The organism is Streptomyces sp. NPDC059255 (assembly GCF_042752355.1).
Classification (GTDB): Bacteria; Actinomycetota; Actinomycetes; order Streptomycetales; family Streptomycetaceae; genus Streptomyces.
On the sequence record NZ_JBHYZP010000006.1, the window covers coordinates 65,548 to 88,334 of the forward strand.

A 22,787-nucleotide genomic window follows, 5' to 3' on the forward strand; every position below is an offset into this window, starting at 1 on the left:
GGATATGTCGTTCCCCCTTCTGACGGCCACGGCGGTGCTGCCCGCGATCGGGGCGATCGCCACGGCGGCCGTCCCCGCGGCCCGGCGCACCGCCGCCAAGTGGCTGGCGCTGTTCTTCTCGCTCGGCACGCTCGCGCTGGCCGCCGTGGTGCTGGTCCGCTTCGAGCCCGGCGGCGCCCGCTACCAGCTCACCGAATCCCACGCCTGGATCGCGGACTTCGGGGTGCGGTACGAACTGGGCGTGGACGGCATCGGGGTGTCGCTCCTCGCGCTCACCGCGCTGCTCGTCCCGTTCGTGATCCTGGCGGGCTGGCACGACGCCGACCCGCTCGAAGACGCGAACCCGAACCGCCGCTGGCGGCCGACCCAGGGCTTCTTCGCGCTGATCCTGATGGTCGAGGCGATGGTGATCCTCTCCTTCGAGGCCACCGACGTCTTCCTCTTCTACATCCTCTTCGAAGCCATGCTCATCCCGATGTACTTCCTCATCGGCGGCTTCGGCGACCGCGCCCACGCCGGCGGCGACGACGCGGCGGCGACCCAGCGCTCGTACGCGGCCGTCAAGTTCCTCCTGTACAACCTGGTCGGCGGGCTGATCATGCTGGCCGCCGTCATCGGCCTCTATGTCGTCGCGGGCACCTTCTCGCTCTCCGAGATCGCGGCCGCCCGCGCCGACGGCAGCCTCACCATGGCGACCAACACGGAGCGCCTGCTCTTCCTCGGCTTCTTCTTCGCCTTCGCGGTGAAGGCCCCGCTGTGGCCGCTGCACACCTGGCTGCCCAACGCCATGGGGGAGGCCACCGCGCCCGTCGCCGTACTGATCACCGCGGTCGTCGACAAGGTCGGCACCTTCGCGATGCTCCGCTTCTGCCTCCAGCTCTTCCCGGAGGCCTCCAAGTGGGCCACCCCCGCGATCCTCGTGCTGGCGCTCATCAGCATCATCTACGGGGCGCTGCTCGCGGTCGGCCAGCGCGACATGAAGCGCCTGATCGCCTACGCGTCGATCTCGCACTTCGGCTTCATCATCATGGGCATCTTCGCCATGACCAGCCAGGGCCAGTCGGGCGCCACGCTCTACATGGTCAACCACGGGATCTCGACGGCCGCCCTGATGCTGGTGGCCGGCTTCCTGATCTCGCGGCGCGGCTCCCGGCTCATCGCGGACTACGGCGGGGTGCAGAAGGTCGCCCCGATCCTCGCCGGGACGTTCCTGATCGGCGGGCTCGCCACCCTCTCGCTGCCGGGGCTCTCCCCGTTCGTCAGTGAGTTCCTCGTCCTGGTCGGCACGTTCAGCCGTTATCCGGTGATCGGCATCATCGCCACCCTCGGCATCGTGCTCGCCGCGCTCTACGTCCTGGTCCTCTACCAGCGCACGATGACCGGCCCGGTGAAGGACGAGGTCAGGACCATGCCGGATCTGCGGTTGCGGGAGCTGGTGGTCGTCACCCCGCTGATCGCGCTCCTCCTCTTCCTGGGCGTCTACCCGAAGCCGCTGACCGAGATCGTCAACCCGGCGGTGGAGCACACGATGTCCGACGTACAGCAGACCGATCCCAAGCCCGAGGTGGAGGCCGCTCCATGAGCGCGAACGCCGTCCACAGCCTGTGGACAACGACGGCGGCCGACGGAATCGCCAAGATCCCGGCCCCGAAGATCGAGTACGCGCAGCTCTCACCCGTGCTGATCGTGGTGGCCGCCGCGGTCCTCGGCATCCTCGCGGAGGCGTTCGTCCCCCGCAAGGCGCGCTACCACACCCAGCTCTTCCTCTCCGTCGTAGCCCTGGCCGCGTCCTTCGCGGCGGTGGTCGGGCTCGCGGCGGGCGGGTACGGCACGACGAAGAAGCACATCGCGGCGATGGGCGCCATCGCCGTCGACGGCCCGACGCTCTTCCTCCAGGGCACGATCCTGCTGGCGTCGATCGTCGCCGTCTTCACCTTCGCCGAGCGCAGGCTCGACCCGGAGGCGCACGGCAACCGGGTCGACTCCTTCGTCGCGCAGGCCGCCGCCGTACCGGGGAGCGACAGCGAGAAGGCCGCGGTGAAGGCCGGGTTCACCACCACCGAGGTGTTCCCGCTGCTGATGTTCGCGGTCGCGGGCATGCTGGTCTTCCCGGCCGCCAACGACCTGCTGACGCTCTTCATCGCGCTGGAGGTCTTCTCCCTCCCGCTCTACCTCCTGTGCGCCCTGGCCCGCCGCAAGCGGCTGATGTCGCAGGAAGCCGCGGTCAAGTACTTCCTGCTGGGCGCCTTCTCGTCCGCGTTCCTGCTCTTCGGGGTGGCGCTGCTCTACGGGTACGCGGGCTCCGTCTCGTACGCGCGGATCGCGGAGGTCGTCGACGGCACGGTCCAGAGCGTGACCCCCGCCCTCGCGGACACCATGGGCAACGACGCGCTGCTGCTCATCGGCGGCGCGATGGTCCTGATGGGGCTGCTCTTCAAGGTCGGCGCCGTCCCGTTCCACATGTGGACCCCGGACGTCTACCAGGGCGCGCCCACCCCGGTCACCGGCTTCATGGCCGCCGCCACGAAGGTCGCCGCGTTCGGCGCCCTGCTGCGGCTGCTGTACGTGGTCCTGCCGGGCCTGAAGTGGGACTGGCGGCCGGTGATGTGGGGCGTCGTCATCATCACGATGCTGGGAGGCGCGATCGTCGCCATCACCCAGACCGACATCAAGCGGCTGCTCGCCTACTCCTCGATCGCGCACGCCGGGTTCATCCTGGCCGGTGTGATCGCGGGGAACAGCGAGGGGATCTCGTCCGTCCTCTTCTACCTGGCGGCGTACTCCTTCGTGACGATCGGCGCGTTCGCGGTCGTCACCCTGGTCCGCGACGCGGGCGGCGAGGCCACGCACCTCTCCAAGTGGGCGGGGCTCGGCCGGCGTTCGCCCCTGGTGGCGGCGGTCTTCGCGGTCTTCCTGCTCGCCTTCGCGGGTATCCCGCTGACCTCGGGCTTCTCCGGGAAGTTCGCGGTCTTCAAGGCGGCGGCCCAGGGCGGCGCGGGCACGCTGGTGGTGATCGGTGTGATCGCCTCGGCCATCGCGGCGTTCTTCTACATCCGGGTCATCGTGCTGATGTTCTTCAGCGAGCCGAAGCCGGAGGGCCCCACGGTCGCCGTGCCGTCGCCGCTCACGATGACGGCGATCGGGGTGGGCGTCCTGGTCACGGTGGTCCTGGGCGTCGCCCCGCAGTACTTCCTCGACCTGGCGAGCCAGGCGGGAGGCTTCGTGCGGTAGCACCGCACCGGGTGCCCGCGACGTACGTACGGCGGGGTCCGGCGCCTCCTCGGGGGAGGGGCCGGACCCGGCCGCGGTGCTTCTCGGGGGCCGCGGGGCTCCCTCAGGAGCCCCGCGGGCTCACCCGGCGGCGATCCTGCCCCGTACCTCGCCCAGGCCGACCTTCGTGCCGTCGGGGCCCGGGGCCCAGGCGGTCAGGGTCACCTCGTCGCCGTCCTCCAGGAAGGCGCGCTTGCCGCCGGGGAGCTCGACCGGCTCCGTACCGTTCCAGGTCAGCTCCAGCAGACAGCCGCGCTGCTCGCGGGCCGGCCCGCTGACCGTGCCGGACGCGAAGACGTCCCCGGTGCGCAGGGAGGCGCCGTTGACCGTGAGGTGGGCGAGCTGCTGGGCGGCGGTCCAGTACATCGTGGAGAACGGCGGCTCGGAGATCACCTCACCGTTGAGCGCCACCGAGATCCGCAGATCGAACCCGCCGGGCTCCTCGTCCTCCGCGTCGTCCAGATAGGGGAGTACGGGGACCGAGCGGGCCGGGGGCGCCACCCTGGCCGCGTCCAGGGCCTCCAGCGGCGTCACCCACGCCGATACGGACGTGGCGAAGGACTTGCCCAGGAACGGGCCGAGCGGCACGTACTCCCACGCCTGGAGGTCCCGCGCCGACCAGTCGTTGAGGAGCGAGAGCCCGAAGACATGGTCGCGGAAGGACGCCAGCTCCACCGGGGAGCCCTGCCGGGACGGCACCCCGACGACGAAGGCGACCTCCGCCTCGATGTCCAGCTTCACGGAGGGCCCGAAGACCGGCGCCGGGTCGGCGGGCGCCTTGCGCTGGCCCGCCGGGCGCGTCACCTCCGTACCGGAGACGACGATCGTGCCGGACCGGCCGTGGTAACCGATCGGGAGGTGCTTCCAGTTGGGGGTCAGCGCCTCGCCGTCGGGGCGGAAGATGCGGCCCACGTTCGTGGCGTGGTGCTCGCTCGCGTAGAAGTCGACGTAGTCCGCGATCTCGTACGGCAGATGCAGGGTGACGGCGCCCAGCGGGTGGAGCAGGGGCTCTATGTCGGGGCGGTGCGCGGGGACCGTCACCCACGCGGTCAGCGCCCGGCGGACATCGCGCCACGCCGTGCGCCCCGCCGCCATCAGCGGGTTGAGACTGGGCCTGGCCAGCAGCGCCGCGTACGGGGAGCCCAGCGCCAGCGCCGCCGCCCCCGCGTCGAGCACATGATCGCCGATGCGTACCCCGACCCGCCGGCGGTCGGGCTCGTCGGCGGTCGAGAAGACGCCGTACGGCAGGTTGTGCGGACCGAAGGGATCGCCCTCGGCCGTTTCGAGCGGGCTCTGCTCGGGCATCGGTGCTGCCTCGCTTTCCGGATCGATACGGGACACGTTACGTCGGTGTTGCCCGGCAGCGGCAGTAATAAAAAGCCCGCATTGACCTGAAAGGCCCGGGTAGGGGACGGGGTTGGGGGCGTGCCCCGGGGCTCAGCCCGCCGTACGCGGGATCCGCCGCTCCCAGGTCCGGTGGTGGACCACCTCGGCGCCCTCGCGGCAGATCAGCTCGTCGGTGGCGATGAAGTCGTCCGCGTCGCAGCGGATCTCCGAGCGCGTCTCGACCCGCGTGTCCCACGCGAGTTCCGGCCGGTGCAGCCGGATCGTCCACTGCGAGAGCGTGTGCGCCGACAGGGGGTCGCGCTCCTGGATCGTGTACGTCTCCCGGGCTTCCTCGGCGAACTCCAGCCCGTCCGGGTAGAAGCGGGAGCCGCCGTAGCGCGGGTCGACCTCCAGCCGCCAGACGCCTTTCGCGACGTCCCGTACCACCAGCCGCTCGGGGGGCTCCTCGTCGAGCGTGGCGGGGAAGGAGACGCCCAGCGGCTCGGCCTGCTCCGGCGGTTCGAAGGAGACCGTCGCCTCGCCCGCCCCGGCGGGCGCGCGGACGGGGAGTTCGAGCGAGCTGCCCGCCGGGTCGAGGGTGAAGCCCGCGGACCGGGCCTGCGGCCAGATCCACGGCCAGTACGCGGAGGAGACCGCGAGCCGGATGCGGTGGCCGGGCGGGAAGGCGTGACCGATGCCGTTCAGCTCGAAGGTGACGTCCTCGGTGGCGCCCTCGGGCCAGGGGTCGATCCGGTCGCGGCCGTTCCTGGCCGAGAGGTTGAGGACACCGCGCGTGACCAGCGTGGCGGAGCCGTCCGGCGCGACGTCGCACAACCGGGCGATTGCCTGGCCGGCCGGGGCGTCCATCCGGATCCGCAGCCGGACGCGGGGGCGGCCGAGGATCTCGATGCCGGCCCCGCCCCCGGCTCCGTCGTCCGCCACCCGGAAGTCGAAACAGGCCGACCGGGCGTCCTCCTCGCGCTGGTCGGGCGGCAGGTCCGCGTCATTGCCGAACGGGAAGAAGCGGCCCGCGTCCACCCCGGTGTGCTGGGGCGAGTCGACGACGACCGGTTCCCCCCGGAGGGCGTACGGCGTCGGCGTCACGTTCGGGGAGGGCCACGCGCCGTCGCCGACCCAGCGCCCCGGCAGCTCCGCGTAGACCGTCGCGGGCGGGTGCGAGCCGCTGATCCAGGAGCGCAGCAGCGGCTCGTCCATCACCCCCGTCTCCCGGCCCTTGAGGTGCTGGTCCCACCAGCGCAGGGTCTCCTGGAGGAAGCCCATGGCGGGCCCCGGCGGCAGCCCCCGGTCCGGGTACTGGTGCGACCAGGGCCCGATCAGCCCGCGGACCCGCCCGGGGTCGAGGTGTTCGACCAGCCGCAGCACGGTGTCCCGGTACGGGTCGTGCCAGCCGCCGACGGCCAGCACGGCGGCCCGGATCGCGCCGTACTCCTCGCAGACGCTGCCGTGCTTCCAGTACGCGTCGCGGGTCTGGTGGTCCAGCCAGGTGTGCAGGAACGGTTCGACGGCGTCCAGGCGCCGCAGCCACATCTCCCGCCACGCGCTCCCCGCGTACGCCGGGTCCGGCGGCCGGGCGGTGAAGGCGAGCATCGTCGCCGCCCAGGCGTGCATGTCGACGGCGAGGACCGAACCGCCCATGTAGTGGACGTCGTTGTCGTACCGGTCGTCGGAGGAGCAGACGGTGACGATCGCCCGCAGCGGTTCGGGGGCGAGGGCGGCGAGCTGGAGCGCGTTGAAGCCGCCCCAGGAGATGCCGAACATGCCCACTTTCCCGGTGCACCAGGGCTGCGCGGCGAGCCAGTGGATCACCTCGACGCCGTCAGCCAGCTCGGTCGCGTCGTACTCGTCGCCCGGCAGCCCCTCGCTGTTCCCGTGGCCGCGCACGTCGACGCGTACGGAGGCGTAGCCGTGGCCCGCGTACCAGGGGTGGCGCTGGTGGTCGCAGGGCGCCGTCCAGTCGGTGAGCCGGTACGGGAGGTATTCGAGCAGCGCGGGGACGGGCGGTCCGGAGACGGGGCGCCAGACGCGCGCGTAGAGCCGGGTGCCGTCGGTGAGGGGGATCCGTACGTCCTCGTGGGCCGTCTCGTACGGGAAGTGGGTGCGGATGGTGGGGGACATGCCGATCACCTCGGGGAGGTCGGGCGGGGGACGGGGAGTGCGGGTGCGTAGGGGACTCGGCGGACTCGGCGGATGCGGCGGATGCGGCGGACTCGACGGACTCGACGGATGCGGCGGACCGGGCCGGCTCAGTGAACGGGGTACATCGTGCGCCGCAGCCAGGGCGCGGCCGCGACGACGGCGAGACCGGCCAGCACCGCGATCGCCCCGTTGACGCCGAAGTACGCGGGCTGCGAGACCTGCCCGTACAGCTTCACCGTCTGGGCCTGGATGCCGTTGGCGAGCGCCAGGGAGAGGAACCAGAGCGCCATGGTCTGGCTCGCGAACGCCCGCGGCGCGAGCTTGGTGGAGGCGGAGAGCCCGGAGGTCTCCACGAGGATGTCGCCGAGGCCGAGCAGCAGGTACGAGGCGACGATCCACCACGCGGCCATCCGGTAGTCGGCGCCGCTGTGCCCGGACGTCGGCAGGACCATCAGCAGGAAGGAGAGGCCGCCGAGGATCACCCCGATCGCGATCTTGTTGGAGGCGTGCGGCTGGCGCGGGCCCATCCGTACCCAGACGGCGGCGACGACCGGCGCGAGCACGACCTCGAAGGCACCGAGGGCGGATGCGTACCAGCCCGCCGGGAAGTGGAAGCCGAGGATCGAGGTGTCCGCATTGGTCGAGGCCAGCAGGATCATCGTCGAGTACGCCTGGAAGAGGATGAAGTTGAAGAACACTGATGCCAGGAACAGCACGACATAGGGGCGGAGCCGGCCGCGTTCCTCCGCCGTCACGCGCGGGCTGCGGAACATCACCGCGAAGTAGACGACGGGGGAGATCACCGAGAGCACGGTGAGGATGTCGGCGAAGCGGGCGATGGTGAGCCAGCCGGCCAGCGCGAGCGCCACGGCCACCAGGGCCGTCACCACCGCGCCCACGATCATCAGCCGCCCGGCACGGCGCATCGCGGCAGGGGCCAGCGCGAACTCGGCGGCGTGTTTGCGCCCCGCGAGATGGCGTCTGCCCGCCACGTACTGGATCAGCCCGAGCGTCATCCCGACGGCGGCGGCGGAGAACGCCCAGTGCCAGCTCGCGTGGTCGCCGAGCCACCCGGTGACGAGCGGGCCGAGGAAGGCGCCGATGTTGATGGCCATGTAGTAGAGGGCGAAACCGGCGTCCCTGCGCTCGTCCTCCGTACGGTAGAGCTTGCCGACCATGGCGGAGACGTTCGGCTTGAGCAGCCCCGTACCCGCGCTGATCAGGCCGAGCCCCACCCAGGTCATGGCGGCCGTGGGGACCGCCATGGCGTAGTGGCCGACGGCGATCAGCACGCCGCCCCACAGGACCGCGCGGTACGAGCCCAGGATGCGGTCGGCGAGCCAGCCGCCGGCCACGGAGAGCAGGTAGACGAGGGTCCCGTACGCCGCGGAGACGGAGGCGGCGGCGCCGGGCGCCATCCCCAGGCCCCCGTCGTGGACGGTGGCGACGAAGTAGAGGACGAGGACCGCCTGCATGCCGAGGAACGAGAAGCGCTCCCAGACCTCCAGCCCCGAGAGGGTTCCCAGCCCGCGCGGGTGGCCGAGGAAGGCGCGGTCGTCGCGGGGCGGGGGTTGCTCGTCGTTCACTTCGGGGCCGGCCGCTGTTCCGGACAAAAGGTCCACTCCTGATCGAAAGGTCGATCCCGAACATACCGGCGAAGCCGGGAAGGCGCCCATGGTGATCGAAAGGCGACCGGATACGCTGACTTGAGTGATGGCAGCGACGCATCGACAATCCGTGTGATCGTCAGCAGACAGGAGTACCTCTCGTGACCGTCGTGGGGCCGTTCGGGCTGAGCGTGCGGGACCAGGCTCTTGAGGCCGATGTCCAGACCGGATTGGCGGCCGTCGAGGCCGGACTGCTCGAAGCCACCAAGAGCGAGGTGCCGTTCATCACGGAGGCCGCGCAGCACCTGGTGCGGGCCGGTGGCAAACGATTCCGGCCGTTGTTGGTCATGCTCGCGTCACAGTTCGGGGATCCGTACGCGCCCGGGGTCGTCCCGGCTGCCGTCGTCGTCGAGCTGACGCATCTGGCGACGCTCTACCACGACGACGTGATGGACGAGGCCGAGGTCCGCCGCGGTGTGGAGAGCGCGAACGCCCGGTGGGACAACTCGGTCGCCGTCCTCACGGGTGACTTCCTCTTCTCCCGCGCGTCACACATCCTGGCGGATCTGGGCCCCGAGGCCGTCCGTATCCAGGCGGAGGCGTTCGAACGGCTGGTGACGGGCCAGATCCTGGAGACCGCGGGCCCGCGCGAGGGCAGCGACCCGGTCAGTCACTACCTCGATGTCATCGGCGGCAAGACGGGCTCGCTGATCGCGGTGGCGGGGCGCTTCGGCGCGATGATGTCCGGCGCCGACGAGACGGTGGTCGACATCCTCACCCAGTACGGGGAGCGGCTCGGCATCGCCTTCCAGCTCGCCGACGACTTCCTCGACATCGCCAGCGACTCCCACGAGTCCGGCAAGACGCCCGGCACGGACCTGCGCGAGGGCATCCCGACGCTCCCGGTGCTGCTGCTGCGCGCCCAGGCGCAGGAGCACGGCAGGCCGGAGGACCTGGCCCTGGTCGAGCTGCTGGACGGCGATCTGGCGGACGACGAGCGCCTCGCCGAGGCCCTGCGGCTGCTGCGCGCCCATCCGGCACTGGAGCAGGCGCGACTGGACACGGTGCGGTACGCGGAGGACGCGCGCGGGACCCTGGCCCCGCTGCCGGAGTGCTACGCGAAGTCGGCGCTGCTGGAGCTCTGCGACGCGGTGGTCCACCGGGCCGGGTGACCGCCGGTCATCGGGCCGGGTGACCGCCGGTCACTCTTCCGGGGCCTGTGCGGGCCGGGTGACGGCCGGTCACTTCTCCGGGGCCTGTGCGGGCCGGGCGTGGTCACTCGCCCGGCTCAGCCGTCCCTCTTCCGTCGCACCGTCCCCTACGGGACAGGGCCAGGCATCTCATCCGTATGTCATCCCAGAGCAGTACGGGAAGTTGCGCCCCGGGTCTGACGCTTCGGCGGCCCCGATTTGGTCATATGGACAACACCACTCCTGACCAATTCGGGTGAGAATGGCGGCGAGGGGTGGACAAGTGCAACGGACGGATGGCCGCCGACCACGGAGGTAGGGCACACATGGCACCGAACGACAGCGCACCGGCGACCGAGGAGGACAGGGAGCCCGGCGCCCTCCGCCGCAAGGCGGCACGTTACGCGCTCCCCGTCGCGGTGGCGGGGGTGGCCGCGGCGACCATCGGACTCGTCCCGGCGCTCGCCGCGACCGGTGATCCGGAACTGCCGAAGATCAGCGCGCAGCAGCTCATCGAGAAGATCGCCGCGTCGGACACGGAGCAGCTCTCCGGCACGGTGAAGATCACCACGGACCTCGGGATCCCGGGCCTGGACAAGCTGGGCGACCTGGCGGGCTCGTTCGCCCCCGACGCCAAGGACCAGGGCGGCGGCTCGGAGACGGCGGACCCGGGCACCAGGCTGACGGAGCTGGCCACCGGCTCGCACACCCTGCGGGTGGCGACGGACGGCCCCGACAAGCAGCGGCTGTCGATCCTCGACGACACCGCCGAGTACAGCCTGATCCACAACGGCGGCGAGGTGTGGGCGTACGACAGCGGCTCCAACGCCGCCTACCACGCCACCGCGCCGAAGGACGCGCAGCACGGCGAGGGCGCCGCGAAGGGCGGCCACGGTTCCGCGGGCAAGGACAAGGGTGCGCCGGAGGGCGCACCGGCCACCCCCAAGGACTTCGCCGAGCAGGCGCTGAAGGCCGCCGGGGACACCACCTCGGTGACCGTCGGCGGGACCGCGCGGGTGGCCGACCGGGACGCGTACCAGCTGGTGATCAAGCCCAAGCAGAGCGGCTCCACGGTCGGCTCCATCACGATCGCCGTGGACGCGAAGACGGGCACGCCGCTCAAGTTCACGCTGGCGCCGAGCAGCGGCGGCAAGGCCGTGGTCGACGTCGGCTTCACGAAGGTCGACTTCGCCAAGCCCGCCGCCGGGACCTTCGACTTCACGCCGCCCAAGGGCGCGAAGGTGACGGAGCAGGGCGACGCCGGCAAGGCGGACGGCGCGGACGCCTCCCACGGGGCGGACAAGGGGCTGCCCGGTGCGCCCGGTGCCCTCGGCGAGCTGGGCGCGCTCGGCGGCGGCTCCGACGACGCCAAGGTCATCGGCAAGGGCTGGAACGCGGTGTACGTCCTGACGTCACCCGAGGGTGGCGCGGGCGCCGGCGAGGACGCGAAGGGCGGCTCCGCCGACTCCGGCTCGGAGGCGCAGGCGCAGCAGTTCATGGACGCGCTCGGCGACAAGGTCACCGGGAAGTTCGGCTCGGGGACGGTCTTCGAGACCCGTATCGTCAACGCCCTGATGACCGACGACGGCAAGGTGTACGTCGGCGCGGTCACCAAGGACGCGCTGGTCAAGGCGGCCGACCAGGCCAAGTGACGCCGTAGTGGACCGCCCCGCCGCGTGAACCGCGCGGCGGGGCGGAACGCTGACCGGGGCCGGTCCGTTCTCGGGAGGGCGCCACGGTGCGGGAGGGCGTCGCGGCGGTAGGGCCCGCCGGAGAAAGGGAGGGGGACGGGGATGACAGCGGTTCCGGTGCCCGCGACGGTCATCGAGACGCGCGGCCTGACCAAGCGTTACCGCGGCGGTCAGCTCGCCGTCGACCATCTCGACCTGACGGTGCCCGTCGGCAGCGTCTTCGGCTTCCTCGGGCCCAACGGCTCGGGCAAGACCACCACCATCCGGATGCTGATGGGCCTGATCGAGCCCACGGCCGGCTCGGCCACGCTCCTCGGCCACCGGATGCCCCGCGCCGCGCGCACGGTGCTGCCCCAGGTGGGGGCGTTGATCGAGGGGCCCGCGCTGTACGGGCACCTGAGCGGCCGGGACAATCTCGTCCGGTACGACTCCGCCGACCCGACGGCCGATCCCCGGACCCGCGCCGCGCGGGTCACCGCCGCGCTGGAGCGGGTCGGGCTGACGGCGGCGGCGGGCAAGAGGGCGAAGGCGTACTCCCTCGGGATGAAGCAGCGGCTCGGGCTGGCCTCGGCGCTGCTGCGGCCGCGCGCCCTGCTGGTGCTGGACGAGCCGACCAACGGGCTCGACCCGCAGGGCATGCGGGAGATCAGGACGCTGGTGCGGGAGCTGGCCGCGGACGGCACGACGGTCTTCCTCTCCTCGCACCTCCTCGACGAGATCGAACAGGTCTGCAGCCATGTCGCCGTGATGACCCAGGGGAAGCTGATCACCCAGGGGACGGTCGCCGAGCTGGCCGCCGGGACCCGGGGCAGACTCGCCGTCACGACCCCCGACCCGGGCGAGGCGGCCCGGGTGCTGAAGGAGCACGGGGTCACGGACGTGGTGGTGACGGGCGACCGGGTCACGGGTGAGCTTCCGGTGGGCGAGGCGGAGCCGGTGGACCCCGCGGATCTGAACGCCGCGCTGGTCGGCGCGGGGGTGCGGGTCCGCGCCTTCGGCCAGGAGCGCGTCTCGCTGGAGGACGCCTTTGTCGCGCTGACGGGGGAGGGCTTCGATGTCGCGGGCTGAAGTGGACGCGGGTGCGGGTGCGGCCTCGGGTGTCGGTACGGGGCCGGAGTCGGGTACGGGGCGGGGGAGCGGACCGGGCGGTGCGGCCGGGGCGCCGGGTGCCGAGGTCCGGGGGCGACGGCTGCTGTGGACGTTCGGGCTGCTCCGCTCCGAGCTGACGGTCACCTTCCGGCGCTGGCGGACCCTCGCCCTGCTCGGGGTGCTCGCCGCCGTCCCCGCCCTCATCGGCATCGCGGTGAAGATCGAGACGGGCGGCGGAGGGGGCGGGGGCGGCCACGGCCCCGCCTTCGTCGGGCAGGTCACCAACAACGGGCTCTTCCTGGTCTTCGCCGCGCTCGCCGCGACGCTGCCGGTCTTCCTCCCGATGGCGGTCGGCGTCATAGCCGGCGACGCGATCGCGGGCGAGGCCAACGGCGGGACGCTGCGCTATCTGCTCGTCGCGCCGGCGGGGCGTACCCGGCTGCTGCTGGTCAAGTACGCCTCCACCCTGGCGTTCTGCCTGGTCGCCACGGTGGTCGTGGCCGTCTCCGCGCTCGCCGTCGGCGCACTGCTCTTCCCGCTCGGTGACGTCACCACGATCTCCGGCGTCCGGATCTCCTTCGGCGACGGGGTGGCGCGGGCCGGGCTGATCGCCCTGGTCGTGGCCGCCTCGCTGATCGGGTTCGCGGCGCTCGGGCTCTTCATATCGACCCTGACCAACAGCGGGATCGCGGCGATGGCGGCGACGGTCGGGCTGCTGATCACGGTGCAGATCCTGGACGCGATCCCGCAGCTCCACGCCGTACAGCCGTATCTCTTCTCGCACCACTGGCTGTCCTTCGCGGACCTGCTGCGCGAGCCCGTCCTCTGGGACGGCATCACCGAGAACCTGGGGCTCCAGGCGCTGTACGCGGCGGTGTTCGGCTCGGCCGCGTGGGCGCGCCTCACGACGCGGGACATCACGACCTGAGGCCGCCGGGCGCCGGGCCCTGGGCCCCGGGCCCCGGAGCTCGCGAGGCCTCTCCCGTACGCGCGTACGGGAGAGGCGAGCCGCGACGTGGAAGGAGCGGCGGGGGCGCGGAGGTGGGGCGAAGGGCTACGCGGCGCCGGACAGCGTCCAGACCGCGTAGGCGACGGCGTCGCTGTTGCGGTCGAGCGCGGTGTCGTTGATGTTCGACAGGCTGTCGCACGAGCGGTGGTAGCAGGTGTCGAAGGCGCGGCCCGAGGTGCCGCCCCACTTCTGTGCCTGCGCGGCGGTCTTGATGTAGTCGGCGCCGCTGAAGAGGCCACCGACCGGTATGCCCACGTTCTTGAACGGGGCGTGGTCGGAGCGGCCGTCGCCCTCGGTCTCGATCTCCGTGGCGATGCCGAGGCCCGCGTAGTAGTTCTTGAACGTCTGCTCGATCGTCGGATCGTCGTCGTAGACGAAGTAGCCCGGGTTCGGGCTGCCGATCATGTCGAAGTTCAAGTAGCCGTTGATCTTCGCGCGCTCGGCGGTCGGCAGGTTGTTCACGTAGTACCGCGACCCGACGAGCCCCAGCTCCTCCGCGCCCCACCAGGCGAACCGGAGGTGCTTCGTCGGCTTCAGTTGCGCGCGGGAGACGGCGAGCGCGGTCTCCAGGATCGCGGCCGAGCCGGAGCCGTTGTCGTTCATCCCGGCGCCCGCGGTCACGGAGTCGAGGTGCGAGCCGGCCATGATCACCTGGTTGGCGTTGCCGCCCGGCCAGTCGGCGATCAGGTTGTAGCCGGTGGCGCCGCCGGACGTGAACTGCTGCACGGAGGTGGTGAACCCGGCGGCGTCCAGCTTGCCCTTCACGTAGTTCAGCGAGGCGAGATAGCCGGCGCGGCCATGGGCGCGGTTGCCGCCGTTGGCGGCGGCGATCGACGAGAGCTGGGTGAGGTGCGCCTTGACGTTGGCGAGGGGGATGTCGGGCGCGGCGAGCACGGCGGCCGAGGCGGCCGGTGCCTGCGCCGACTGGGCGGGCGCGGCGGCACCGAGCAGCCCGACGAGGGCCAGCCCGGTGGCCGCGGCCGTCGCCGCGGCGGTGGTTCTGCGGGCGGGTATTCGACCGGCCGTGGAGCTGGTCGAGCGGCGCATTCCAGGAACGGAGAGCTTCATGTGGGGGCTCCGGATTCCGAACGGGACGAGACGAGGACGGAACGTGCGGGACGCCCCACGGCGTCGGTGGCGTGGGGCGCTGAAGCTGCTGGAGCGTGCTGGAGCTGTGGAAGCTGTTGGTGCGCAGTGCGTGCTGAATGGTGGGGGAGAGCTTGACTCCCCGTCAAGAGCGAAGACCGGTCAGAAGTGTTCGCTGAACGGACACGTCCGTCGGGCTCATCCGGACGGACTCATCCGGCCGAACTCATGCGTGCGGCCCGGGCGTAACGGGCGGCGAGCTCCGCGCACGCCGCGGCCAGTTGGGGCGGGCCGATGACGTCGACATCGGTGTCGAAGCGGCCGATGGCGGCGGCGAGCCCGCTCCATGACCAGGAGCCGAGGGTGAGCCGGCAGCGCCGGGGGCCGAGTTCCTCGACGATCCCGTCCTGGGCGAAGGGCACGACCTCGGCGGCCGGCAGGTGGAGGATGACATCGCCCCGGCAGGGCCAGTCGGTGGTGGTGCCGTCGTTGCCGCGGAACCGGCTGGTGACGAAGGTGGAGACATCGCCGCCGGGAAGCTCGCGCGGGGTGAAGCGGGGGCCGGTGGGTGTCCGGGGCCGGATGCGGTCCACGCGGAAGGTACGCCAGTCCTCGCGGTGGAGGTCCCAGGCCACGAGATACCAGCGATGACGCCAGGTGACCAGGTGGTGGGGGTGTACGCGGCGCGCTGCGCCGGCCTCGGCGACGCTCGGCCCCGGGGCGTAGTCGAAGCGCAGCTCCTCGCGGGCGTGGATGACACGGCTCAGCTCCATCAGGACCTGGGCGTCGACCTGGGAGGCGTCGTCGGCGGCGGGCGGTCGCACGGCGGTCACCCGCAGCAGGTCGATGCGGTGACGCAGGCGGGGCGGCATGACCTGGCGGAGGGTGGTCAGGGCGCGGGCGGCGTCCTCGGCGACGGTGGTGCCGGCGGTGCCGGCGGCAGCAGTCTGCAGCGCGACGGCCAGGGCGACGGCCTGCCCGTCGTCGAACAGCATCGGCGGCAGATGCGTGCCGGCCTCCAGGCGGTAGCCACCGGCCGGTCCCTTGACGGTGGTGATCGGGTAGCCGAGATCGCGCAGCCGGTCGATGTCACGGCGCACGGTGCGCGAGGTGATGTCGAGACGCCCGGCGAGATCCTCGCCGGTCCAGTCACGGTGCGTCTGGAGCAGCGAGAGCAGCACGAGCAGCCGGGAGGACGTCTTGTTCATGGCGCCCATTCTTCCCGCAGTAGAGGACACAACCTGTCCGCTACCCCTGTCATCGTGGCGTACGTAGCCGCTCGGGAGGCATCGCTCCCGGTCGCGGCAGCCGCCGCCGGAGCTTTGGACGGTCGGCGGCGCATTCACCGCATCGAGGCAAGGAGCAGCTCATGTCCGTCACGACCACCACTCACCTGAACTTCCGGGGCGCCGCGCGTGAGGCACTGGACTTCTACCGGTCCGTCTTCGGCGGACGTACCGCCGCCATCACCTACAAGGACGCGGGCGCCGTCCGGAACGAGAGCGAGGCCGACTGGGTGATGTGGGGCGAGGTGGCCGGCGACAACGGCTTCCACGTCATGGCGTACGACGTGCCCTCGTCACTGCCCTGGAACCAGGGCGAGAACCCGTTCTTCGTCTCCGTGCGGGCCGACGACACCGAGGAGGTCAGCACCCTGTGGGGCAGGCTGGCCGAGGGCGCGACCGTCGTGCGTCCGCTGGAGCCCGCGCAGTGGTCGCCGCTGTACGGCATGCTCACCGACCGCTTCGGTGTCACCTGGGTCTTGGACGTCACCGCTCCGTACAACGGCTGACACCCGTGGACAACGGCTGACACCCCCTGGGCGCAGGCCCGCGCCCGTCCGGGCCGCCGTACGCCCCACGGGCGGGGGCCCGGACCGGCGCGGGCCCGGACACGTGACGAAGCGGAAGGAACGGAGCCACCATGCGGACGCGGAAAATGGGCCGGACCGGCATCGACGTCACCTCCGCCATCATCGGACCCGGACCGCGCCGACGGCCCTCCCACGCACGAACGGCGGCCTGATAACGCCATGCCTGAGCACGCCACGACCGTCCTCGACACCCGAGCCCTCAACCGCGCCACCCTCGCCCGCCAGCACCTGCTCACGCGCGCCGACTCCTCCGTGACGGAGGCGGTGGCCCACCTGTGCGGCCTCCAGGCGCAGGAGCCCCAGGAACCCTTCACCGGGCTGTGGTCCCGCCTGTCCGGCTTCGCACCCGGGCAACTGGACGACGCGCTGACCGGCCGCACCATGGTGCGCACCCACCTGATGCGCCGCACCGTCCACCTCGTCACCGCCGCCGACGCGCTCGCCTGGCGGGCCCGTCACGACACCATGCTGCGCGGGCGGGTCCTCGGCACCTACCGCCGCGAGCTGGCCGGCATCGACCTGGACGAGGTCGCCGCCGCCGGCCGCGCGGTCATGTCCGACCAGCAGCCCCGCACCATGAGCGAACTCGTACGGGCCCTCGAAGACCGCTGGCCCGGCCCACCACGCCGGGCCCTGGGCGAACTGCTCGTCGCGGCCCTCGTCCCGATGGTCCAACTCCCGCCCCGGGGCCTCTGGCAGCAGAGCGCCGGCGTACGCAACCTGCCGATGGCCACCTGGCTGGAACGGGACATCGACCCCCTGCCCGCCGACGCCGCCGATCCTGTCGGGCAGCAGTTGCTACGCCGCTACCTCACCGCCTACGGCCCCGCCGCCGGCGCGGACCTCCGCGCCTGGTGCGGCCTCGCCGGTCTTCCCGCCGCCGTCAAGGCCGCCCGGGCCCGGGACGAACTCGTCGTCTTCCGCGACGAACGCGGGCGCGAACTGCTCGACCTGCCCGACGCACCCCGCCCCGACCCGGACACCCCGGCGCCGGTCCGCTTCCTCCCGGCCTTCGACAACGCCATCCTCGGCTACCACGACCGCAGCCGCATCATCGACACCGCCCACCTCGGCCTCTCCGTGGCGGGGCACCGCACGGTCCTGGTCGACGGACGCGTCACCGCGACCTGGACCGTACGGGACCACCGACTCCACGTCAGCCCGCTGCGCCCCCTCACGGCCCCGGAAGAAGACGCCGTCCACGCCGAGGCCTGGGACCTGGCCGCTTTCCTGGACGGTGACATCGAGGGCGTCCAACTCGACGCCGGGAGCTGAGCGGGGACGGTTCAGACCGTGGGGAAGGCGTCCTGCTGAACACCGCCGACGAATGCCGCCCATGCGCCGGGGGCGAGGGTGAGGGTGGGGCCGTGGGGGGTCTTGGAGTCGCGGAGGGGGACGATGTTGTGCGGGGCGGCGAGGTTGGTGGCGACTTCCACGCAGGCGCCACCGTTCTCGCTGTACGAGGACTTGAACCAACGCGGGGATTCGGTGGTCACGGGGTGTCCTTTCGGAGCTGCTCAATCATGTCCACGGATGTTGCCTGGGAGAGCGCTTCGGCCTGCAATTGATGGTAGGCCGTCAACAGGGGGACCACGGAGCTGCTTTCCCGTTCGAGCCGCCCCCGTTGGGCCGACTCCGCATAGGAGACGAGTGAGCGGTTCTGCATCGTCAGGATGTAGAGAGGAAGGCTGAGCGGGCGGCGGTCACCCATGCTGAACGGGGCCACTTGGAGCACGGTGTTCGGCAGGGCGGCGAACTCGACGAGCCGGTCCAACTGCTGCCTCATTGTGGCGGAGTCACCGACCGGCCGCCTCAGGCAGCTTTCGTCGAGCACGACGAAGACGAGCGGTGACGGCGTGCGAAGAAGTGCCATCTGTCGCTCCGCCACGAGCGCGACTCGTTCTTCTCCCTGCTCAGGTGTGATCGAACCCCGCTCGACAGTACGCGTGGTGAGCGCCGAGGCGTACCCCGGTGTTTGGAGTATCCCTGGGATGACGCCGACTTCGTAGAGCCTGATCTCCGCCGCTCGCGCTTCATGCGTGACGTACTCCGGGAACCCCTCCAGAAGCGCCGTGTACCGAACAGCCCGGCTCTGACGTTCAAGCCGGTCTCCCGTGCCGAACACCCGGTCGGCGGTTGCCGCGAAGCGGGGAGTTGGAGGGCGGCGACCAGTTTCAACGGCTGAAATGTGCGTCCCGGAGCACCTCAGCCGTTCCGCCAACTCGTCCTGAGTCCAGCCGCGTTCGTCTCGTAACGTTCGCAGACGCTGGCCGAACGCCGCCGCCGGTGATTTTTCGGGATCCAGTTCCTTGCGGTTCACCATGCCTGCACCCAACTATCTGGACAATCCTCGCAAGTTGAAGACATCCTGACCCTACGCCACGCTGACCGCTCTGGGTAGTGGATTCGCTACGGAGAGGAACGGCCATGTCTGGTGAGCGCGTACCCGCCAAGCCGCAGAAGCCCTCAGAGGTCTCGTCGAACAGGTCACCGGTCGCTCCGTACCCGCCGGCCGATCTCGCCCCGGTGCCCGGTTGCGAGGTGTGCGACTGGTGGGACAGGCGACGGAGCAACGCCCGTCGCGGGATCGGTGCGGTCACCGTGATGGAGTGCGCCCGGCAGATCGCGGCGCACCCGCACCGCCGAGCGGGAGACGCGGCGTGATCCCGGGCGTCGAACTCCGTGTGGGAATGGCGGTGTTCGACCGGAGGGCGGACATGCCGGGGGTCATCCGCTCCTTCGCCGGGCCGGTGGTCTGGCTGGTCCGGCCTTCGGGGCACACCTGGCCGGCCACGCTGATCGCGGTCCGGCCGGCGACCGTACGGGAACGGGCTCAGCTCCGTGCCCTGGCCAAGCTGCACCGGATGCAGCGGCCTCCGGCCCGGCGGCGGGCATGAGTGCCGCGCGTCTCTACAACGTGACCGTGGTCTGCGAGGGCCCGGTCAACGGGACGTGGGTACGCGTCGTCCTCGCCGCCCGGCAGGCAACGTCCCCCGACTTCGCCCTGACCTTCCTGCGCCGTCAGGCCCGGCGTATCGCGGACGGCCTCGACCCCGACCCGCGTTCCGGATGGATCCCTGCGGGCACGCTCGAACCGGCGGGAACCCGGGTTCCGGACGCGCCCGCCGAACTCCGCTCGTGGTGCCGCGACCCCGGAGCGCAGAGAGCGGCCCGGGACCAGCTCGTCGCGGGCGGGGAGTTCGCTCTCAGCGCCGTTGATCACAGCGGGCACTACCTGTTCAAGGTGCTGCCCATGCCCGCCTACGCACCAGGCCCGGCGCCGCGCCCCGACCACCGGAGGCACGGGAAGCCCCGGTGGCTCGACTGTCTTCGGCTCCGGTTCCGCCGATGGAGGGTGCGGGTTCGGACCGAGGGGTGACGGTGGGTCCGGTCGGGTGGGGCGGAATGTCGGGTCCGGGCCTAGTGCACGCAGAACTCCCCGCCCTCCGGGTCGGCCATGACGATCCACTCCCCGCCCGGCTCCCGCACCCGGCGCAGCACCGTCGCACCCAGCCCCGTCAGGCGCTCGGCCTCCGCGTCGCGCTCGCCGGGCGCGGCGTGCACGTCGAGGTGGAGGCGGTTCTTGCCGGTCTTGGGTTCCGGCACGCGCTGGAAGAGGATGCGGCGGCCGAGCCCCGTGCCGGTGCGCTCGTCGTAGGGGTCGTCCGGGTGGCGTACGGCGATCAGGTCCCGCCAGGCGCGCCGCCCGTGCGCGGTCAGGACGTCAGCCTCCGAAGCATGGCCGAGGGCCAGCAACTCCTCGATCAACGCGCTGTTGTCCTCGACGAGATACCCGAGGGTGGCCGCCCAGAAGTCCGCCTGCGCGTGCGGATCGGCCGCGTCGGCGACAAGTTTCCAGTGCAGAGTCATGCGGCCACTTATATACGCGGGGTCTGACAACGCCCCCGCCCCGCACGCGCCTCAGGGCCGGCGTTCCGCCTCGCCTGCCGCCGGCTCCGGGGTGAGCGACGGGGTGGTGGTCAGGGGCATGACCGGAGGGGTGACCGACGGCGCCGGTGCCTGCGCCTTCTCCCGGGCGAGCGCGGCCAGCCGGACCGCCTCCGCCCGCGTCCTGCGGGCCGTCCGCAGCGCGTCCCAGGTCAGGATCGTCAGCGCCAGCCACACCAGGGAGAAGCCCGCCCAGCGCTCGGCCGGCATCGCCTCGTGGAAGTAGAAGATGCCCAGCAGGAACTGGAAGACCGGCGCCAGGTACTGGAGCAGCCCCAGCGTCGACAGCGGTACGCGGATCGCCGCCGCGCCGAAGCAGATCAGCGGGATCGCGGTGACGAGCCCGGTGGACGCCAGCAGCGCGAAATGACCGGGCCCCTCCGAGCCGGCGGTGGCCGAGCCGGCCGCGCTCAGCCACACCAGATAGCCGAGGGCGGGCAGGAACAGCACCGCGGTCTCCGCCGCCAGCGACTCCAGGCCGCCGATGTTGATCTTCTTCTTGGCCAGGCCGTACGTCGCGAACGAGAAGGCGAGGATCAGCGAGATCCACGGCGGCCGCCCGGATCCCACGGCGAGCACCACCACCGCCGCGAAGCCGATGGAGACCGCCGTCCACTGGGCCGGGCGCAGCCGCTCCTTGAGCAGCAGGACGCCCATGGCGATGGTCACCAGCGGGTTGATGAAGTACCCCAGGGACGCCTCGACCACCTGGCCCGCGTTGACCGCCCAGATGTAGACACCCCAGTTGACGGTGATCGTCGCGGCGGCCACGGTGATCAGCCCCAGCTTGCGGGGCTGCCGCAGCAGTCCGGGTATCCAGGCCCAGCGGCGCAGCGCCAGCAGGGCAACGGCCACGACGGCCAGCGACCAGACCATCCGGTGGGCGAGGATCTCCATCGCCCCGGCCGGCTGGAGGAGCGGCCAGAACAACGGGACCAGCCCCCACATCCCGTAGGCGCCGATCCCGTACAGCAGTCCCGCCCGCTGTTCGCTCTCCGACTTCACTGGCCCCTCCCCGCCCCACACCTGCCCCGCGCCCGCCCCGCGCACGTCCCTGAAGAAGGTAGCGGGCAGCGGGCGCGGTGTCATGTCCGTATTGGCATACGGTCATGACGCTCCGAGGGGGAGAGGGCGGCGGGGCGTCAGGCCTTGAGCGCCTCGGCGACCGCGTCGGCGAGCGGCGTGGTCGGCCGGCCCGCGAGCCGGGCCAGCTCGCCCGACGTGCCGGCGAGGAGCCCGCGCCCGATCGCGCCGTCCACGTCGACGAGGATCGCGGCGAACGGCTCGGGCAGCCCGGCGCCGGTCAGGATCCCCAGCATGACGTCGGCGGGCACGTTGTTGTACGCGATGGTCCGGCCGGTCTGGCGCGACAGCTCGGCCGCGTACTCGGCGAAGGACCACGTCGTGTCGCCGCTCAGCTCGTACACCTTGTTCAGGTGACCGTCGCCGGTCAGTACGGCGGCGTCGGCGGCGGCGTAGTCCGCGCGGGTCGCGGCGGAGAGCCGGCCCTCGCCCGCGGCGGCGACGACGGCGTTGTGCTCCAGCACGGGCGCCAGGTTCTCGGTGTAGTTCTCCGTGTACCAGCCGTGGCGCAGGAAGGTGTACGGCAGCCCCGAGTCGAGGATCAGCTGCTCGGTCACCTTGTGCTCGGCGGCCAGGTCGAAGTCGGCGTCGGGCCCGCCGAGGACACCGGTGTACGCGAGCTGGGCCACGCCCGCCGCCTTCGCGGCCTCGATGACGGCGGTGTGCTGGGCCACGCGCTTGCCGACCTCGCTGCCGGAGATCAGCAGCACCCGGTCGCCGGCCCGGAAGGCGCCCTTCAGGGTCTCGGGGTCGTCGTAGTCGGCGACCCGCAGCTCGACCCCGCTCGCCACCAGGCCCGCGGCCTTCTCCTTGTTCCGTACGACGGCGGCGATCCCGTCGGCCGGGACGTCCGCGGCCAGCAGGGCCTCGACGACCAGACGGCCGAGGTGTCCGGTGGCTCCGGTGACAACGATGCTCATGGGGGGTCTCCAGTTCGTGCGGGTCACTGTGCGGTGTTGCGCGTGTTCCGTGCTCTGGCACTCACCCTACGGACTGCACTAACTCTGAGAAAGTACCCACTTTGAAGTAAGGTACTGGTGTGGAAGTAAGTGAAGGGCCCGACGTCAATCAGCAGATGTGCCCCTCCCGGCTGATCCTTGAGCACGTGACCAGCCGCTGGGGCGTACTCGTCCTCGCCGCCCTGCTGGAGCGCTCGTACCGCTTCAGCGAACTGCGGCGCGAGATCGGCGGTGTCAGCGAGAAGATGCTCGCGCAGACCCTCCAGACCCTGGAGCGCGACGGCTTCGTCCACCGCGACGCCAAGCCCGTCATCCCGCCCCGCGTCGACTACACGCTGACCGCGCTCGGGCAGGAGGCCGCCGAGCAGGTGTGGGGGCTGGCGCGCTGGACGGAGCGGCGCGCCGAGCAGGTGCTCAAGGCGCGCCAGGTGTACGACGAGGCCCGGCTCCCCTAGTCCGTACAGGTCGTACCAGGAGATCCGGGCCTCGTGACGAGGGC

22 protein-coding genes are annotated in these 22,787 nt (G+C 71.7%); 12 read left to right on the forward strand and 10 right to left on the reverse strand.

Annotated features, from left to right (window positions below):
* The first annotated feature begins 4 nt into the window (after positions 1-4).
* Together ACFXKG_RS10635 and nuoN are read left to right on the forward strand one after the other, a co-directional pair.
* A complete protein-coding gene (locus ACFXKG_RS10635) occupies positions 5-1,582 on the forward strand; it encodes an NADH-quinone oxidoreductase subunit M (RefSeq protein WP_384835463.1) in 1,578 nt (525 codons plus the stop codon).
* Positions 1,579-3,231 (forward strand): NADH-quinone oxidoreductase subunit NuoN, encoded by a 1,653-nt coding sequence (gene nuoN, locus ACFXKG_RS10640; protein WP_384835466.1) that lies wholly within the window; start codon positions 1,579-1,581, stop codon positions 3,229-3,231. Before ACFXKG_RS10635 ends, nuoN begins: the two co-directional genes overlap by 4 nt.
* Positions 3,232-3,351: 120 nt before the next feature.
* Here the strand turns inward: nuoN and fahA are convergent, their stop codons facing one another.
* The 3 genes from fahA to ACFXKG_RS10655 form a co-directional block, all read right to left on the reverse strand.
* Positions 3,352-4,575 carry a fumarylacetoacetase gene (gene fahA, locus ACFXKG_RS10645; RefSeq protein ID WP_384835469.1) on the reverse strand — a complete coding sequence of 408 codons (1,224 nt, stop codon included), beginning with the start codon at positions 4,573-4,575 and terminating at the stop codon, positions 3,352-3,354.
* A gap of 132 nt (positions 4,576-4,707) precedes the next feature.
* Entirely contained in the window at positions 4,708-6,732 is a 2,025-nt protein-coding gene (locus ACFXKG_RS10650; RefSeq protein WP_384835472.1) for a CocE/NonD family hydrolase, read from the reverse strand.
* Positions 6,733-6,860: 128 nt separating this feature from the next.
* Positions 6,861-8,366: a peptide MFS transporter gene (locus ACFXKG_RS10655; protein ID WP_384835474.1), complete on the reverse strand. Its 1,506-nt coding sequence runs from the start codon at positions 8,364-8,366 to the stop codon at positions 6,861-6,863.
* A gap of 155 nt (positions 8,367-8,521) precedes the next feature.
* Between ACFXKG_RS10655 and ACFXKG_RS10660 the strand changes: the two genes are divergently transcribed.
* The 4 genes from ACFXKG_RS10660 to ACFXKG_RS10675 all read left to right on the forward strand — a co-directional run bounded on the left by ACFXKG_RS10660 (position 8,522) and on the right by ACFXKG_RS10675 (position 13,258).
* Positions 8,522-9,532 (forward strand): polyprenyl synthetase family protein, encoded by a 1,011-nt coding sequence (locus tag ACFXKG_RS10660; RefSeq protein WP_382894994.1) that lies wholly within the window; start codon positions 8,522-8,524, stop codon positions 9,530-9,532.
* A 344-nt stretch (positions 9,533-9,876) separates the two neighbouring features.
* Positions 9,877-11,202, forward strand: coding sequence for an outer membrane lipoprotein carrier protein LolA (locus tag ACFXKG_RS10665; RefSeq protein WP_384835478.1), 1,326 nt, complete (start codon positions 9,877-9,879; stop codon positions 11,200-11,202).
* 141 nt (positions 11,203-11,343) lie between these two features.
* Entirely contained in the window at positions 11,344-12,309 is a 966-nt protein-coding gene (locus ACFXKG_RS10670) for an ATP-binding cassette domain-containing protein (RefSeq protein WP_384835481.1), read from the forward strand.
* Positions 12,296-13,258 (forward strand): ABC transporter permease, encoded by a 963-nt coding sequence (locus tag ACFXKG_RS10675; protein ID WP_384835484.1) that lies wholly within the window; start codon positions 12,296-12,298, stop codon positions 13,256-13,258. Before ACFXKG_RS10670 ends, ACFXKG_RS10675 begins: the two co-directional genes overlap by 14 nt.
* 126 nt (positions 13,259-13,384) lie before the next feature.
* On the opposite strand, the gene ACFXKG_RS10680 is transcribed toward ACFXKG_RS10675, so the two are convergent.
* Entirely contained in the window at positions 13,385-14,407 is a 1,023-nt protein-coding gene (locus ACFXKG_RS10680) for a M28 family metallopeptidase (protein WP_384835487.1), read from the reverse strand.
* Between the two features lie 230 nt (positions 14,408-14,637).
* Positions 14,638-15,633, reverse strand: a complete 996-nt coding sequence (locus ACFXKG_RS10685; RefSeq protein WP_384835490.1) for a helix-turn-helix transcriptional regulator — start codon at positions 15,631-15,633, stop codon at positions 14,638-14,640.
* A gap of 161 nt (positions 15,634-15,794) precedes the next feature.
* On the opposite strand from ACFXKG_RS10685, the gene ACFXKG_RS10690 reads away from it, so the two are divergent.
* Both ACFXKG_RS10690 and ACFXKG_RS10695 read left to right on the forward strand, forming a co-directional pair.
* Positions 15,795-16,217 (forward strand): VOC family protein, encoded by a 423-nt coding sequence (locus tag ACFXKG_RS10690; RefSeq protein WP_384835493.1) that lies wholly within the window; start codon positions 15,795-15,797, stop codon positions 16,215-16,217.
* Between the two features lie 240 nt (positions 16,218-16,457).
* Complete coding sequence (locus ACFXKG_RS10695; RefSeq protein ID WP_384835496.1) at positions 16,458-17,573, forward strand: winged helix DNA-binding domain-containing protein; 1,116 nt, start codon at positions 16,458-16,460, stop codon at positions 17,571-17,573.
* Positions 17,574-17,584: 11 nt separating this feature from the next.
* On the opposite strand, the gene ACFXKG_RS10700 is transcribed toward ACFXKG_RS10695, so the two are convergent.
* Together ACFXKG_RS10700 and ACFXKG_RS10705 are read right to left on the reverse strand one after the other, a co-directional pair.
* Positions 17,585-17,794 carry a DUF397 domain-containing protein gene (locus tag ACFXKG_RS10700; RefSeq protein ID WP_384835499.1) on the reverse strand — a complete coding sequence of 70 codons (210 nt, stop codon included), beginning with the start codon at positions 17,792-17,794 and terminating at the stop codon, positions 17,585-17,587.
* Positions 17,791-18,621, reverse strand: a complete 831-nt coding sequence (locus tag ACFXKG_RS10705) for a Scr1 family TA system antitoxin-like transcriptional regulator (protein ID WP_384835502.1) — start codon at positions 18,619-18,621, stop codon at positions 17,791-17,793. The genes ACFXKG_RS10700 and ACFXKG_RS10705 overlap by 4 nt, the downstream gene beginning before the upstream one ends.
* A gap of 104 nt (positions 18,622-18,725) precedes the next feature.
* Between ACFXKG_RS10705 and ACFXKG_RS10710 the strand changes: the two genes are divergently transcribed.
* Genes ACFXKG_RS10710 through ACFXKG_RS10720 form a run of 3 tightly spaced genes read left to right on the forward strand, consistent with a single transcriptional unit; the run spans position 18,726 to position 19,677 of the window.
* A complete protein-coding gene (locus ACFXKG_RS10710) occupies positions 18,726-18,962 on the forward strand; it encodes a hypothetical protein (protein ID WP_384835505.1) in 237 nt (78 codons plus the stop codon).
* Positions 18,959-19,195 carry a hypothetical protein gene (locus ACFXKG_RS10715; RefSeq protein ID WP_384835508.1) on the forward strand — a complete coding sequence of 79 codons (237 nt, stop codon included), beginning with the start codon at positions 18,959-18,961 and terminating at the stop codon, positions 19,193-19,195. The genes ACFXKG_RS10710 and ACFXKG_RS10715 overlap by 4 nt, the downstream gene beginning before the upstream one ends.
* The gene (locus ACFXKG_RS10720) at positions 19,192-19,677 is read left to right on the forward strand and encodes a hypothetical protein (RefSeq protein WP_384835510.1); all 486 of its coding nucleotides are present in this window, start codon (positions 19,192-19,194) and stop codon (positions 19,675-19,677) included. The genes ACFXKG_RS10715 and ACFXKG_RS10720 overlap by 4 nt, the downstream gene beginning before the upstream one ends.
* Positions 19,678-19,718: 41 nt before the next feature.
* On the opposite strand, the gene ACFXKG_RS10725 is transcribed toward ACFXKG_RS10720, so the two are convergent.
* From ACFXKG_RS10725 to ACFXKG_RS10735, 3 genes are all read right to left on the reverse strand, one after another.
* Positions 19,719-20,168 (reverse strand): VOC family protein, encoded by a 450-nt coding sequence (locus tag ACFXKG_RS10725; RefSeq protein WP_384835513.1) that lies wholly within the window; start codon positions 20,166-20,168, stop codon positions 19,719-19,721.
* Positions 20,169-20,219: 51 nt separating this feature from the next.
* On the reverse strand, positions 20,220-21,251 hold the full coding sequence (gene rarD, locus ACFXKG_RS10730) for an EamA family transporter RarD (protein WP_384835924.1): 1,032 nt from the start codon (positions 21,249-21,251) through the stop codon (positions 20,220-20,222).
* Between the two features lie 137 nt (positions 21,252-21,388).
* Entirely contained in the window at positions 21,389-22,249 is an 861-nt protein-coding gene (locus ACFXKG_RS10735) for an SDR family oxidoreductase (RefSeq protein WP_384835516.1), read from the reverse strand.
* A 155-nt stretch (positions 22,250-22,404) separates the two neighbouring features.
* Between ACFXKG_RS10735 and ACFXKG_RS10740 the strand changes: the two genes are divergently transcribed.
* The gene (locus ACFXKG_RS10740; protein WP_382895035.1) at positions 22,405-22,743 is read left to right on the forward strand and encodes a winged helix-turn-helix transcriptional regulator; all 339 of its coding nucleotides are present in this window, start codon (positions 22,405-22,407) and stop codon (positions 22,741-22,743) included.
* Positions 22,744-22,787: the final 44 nt, after the last annotated feature.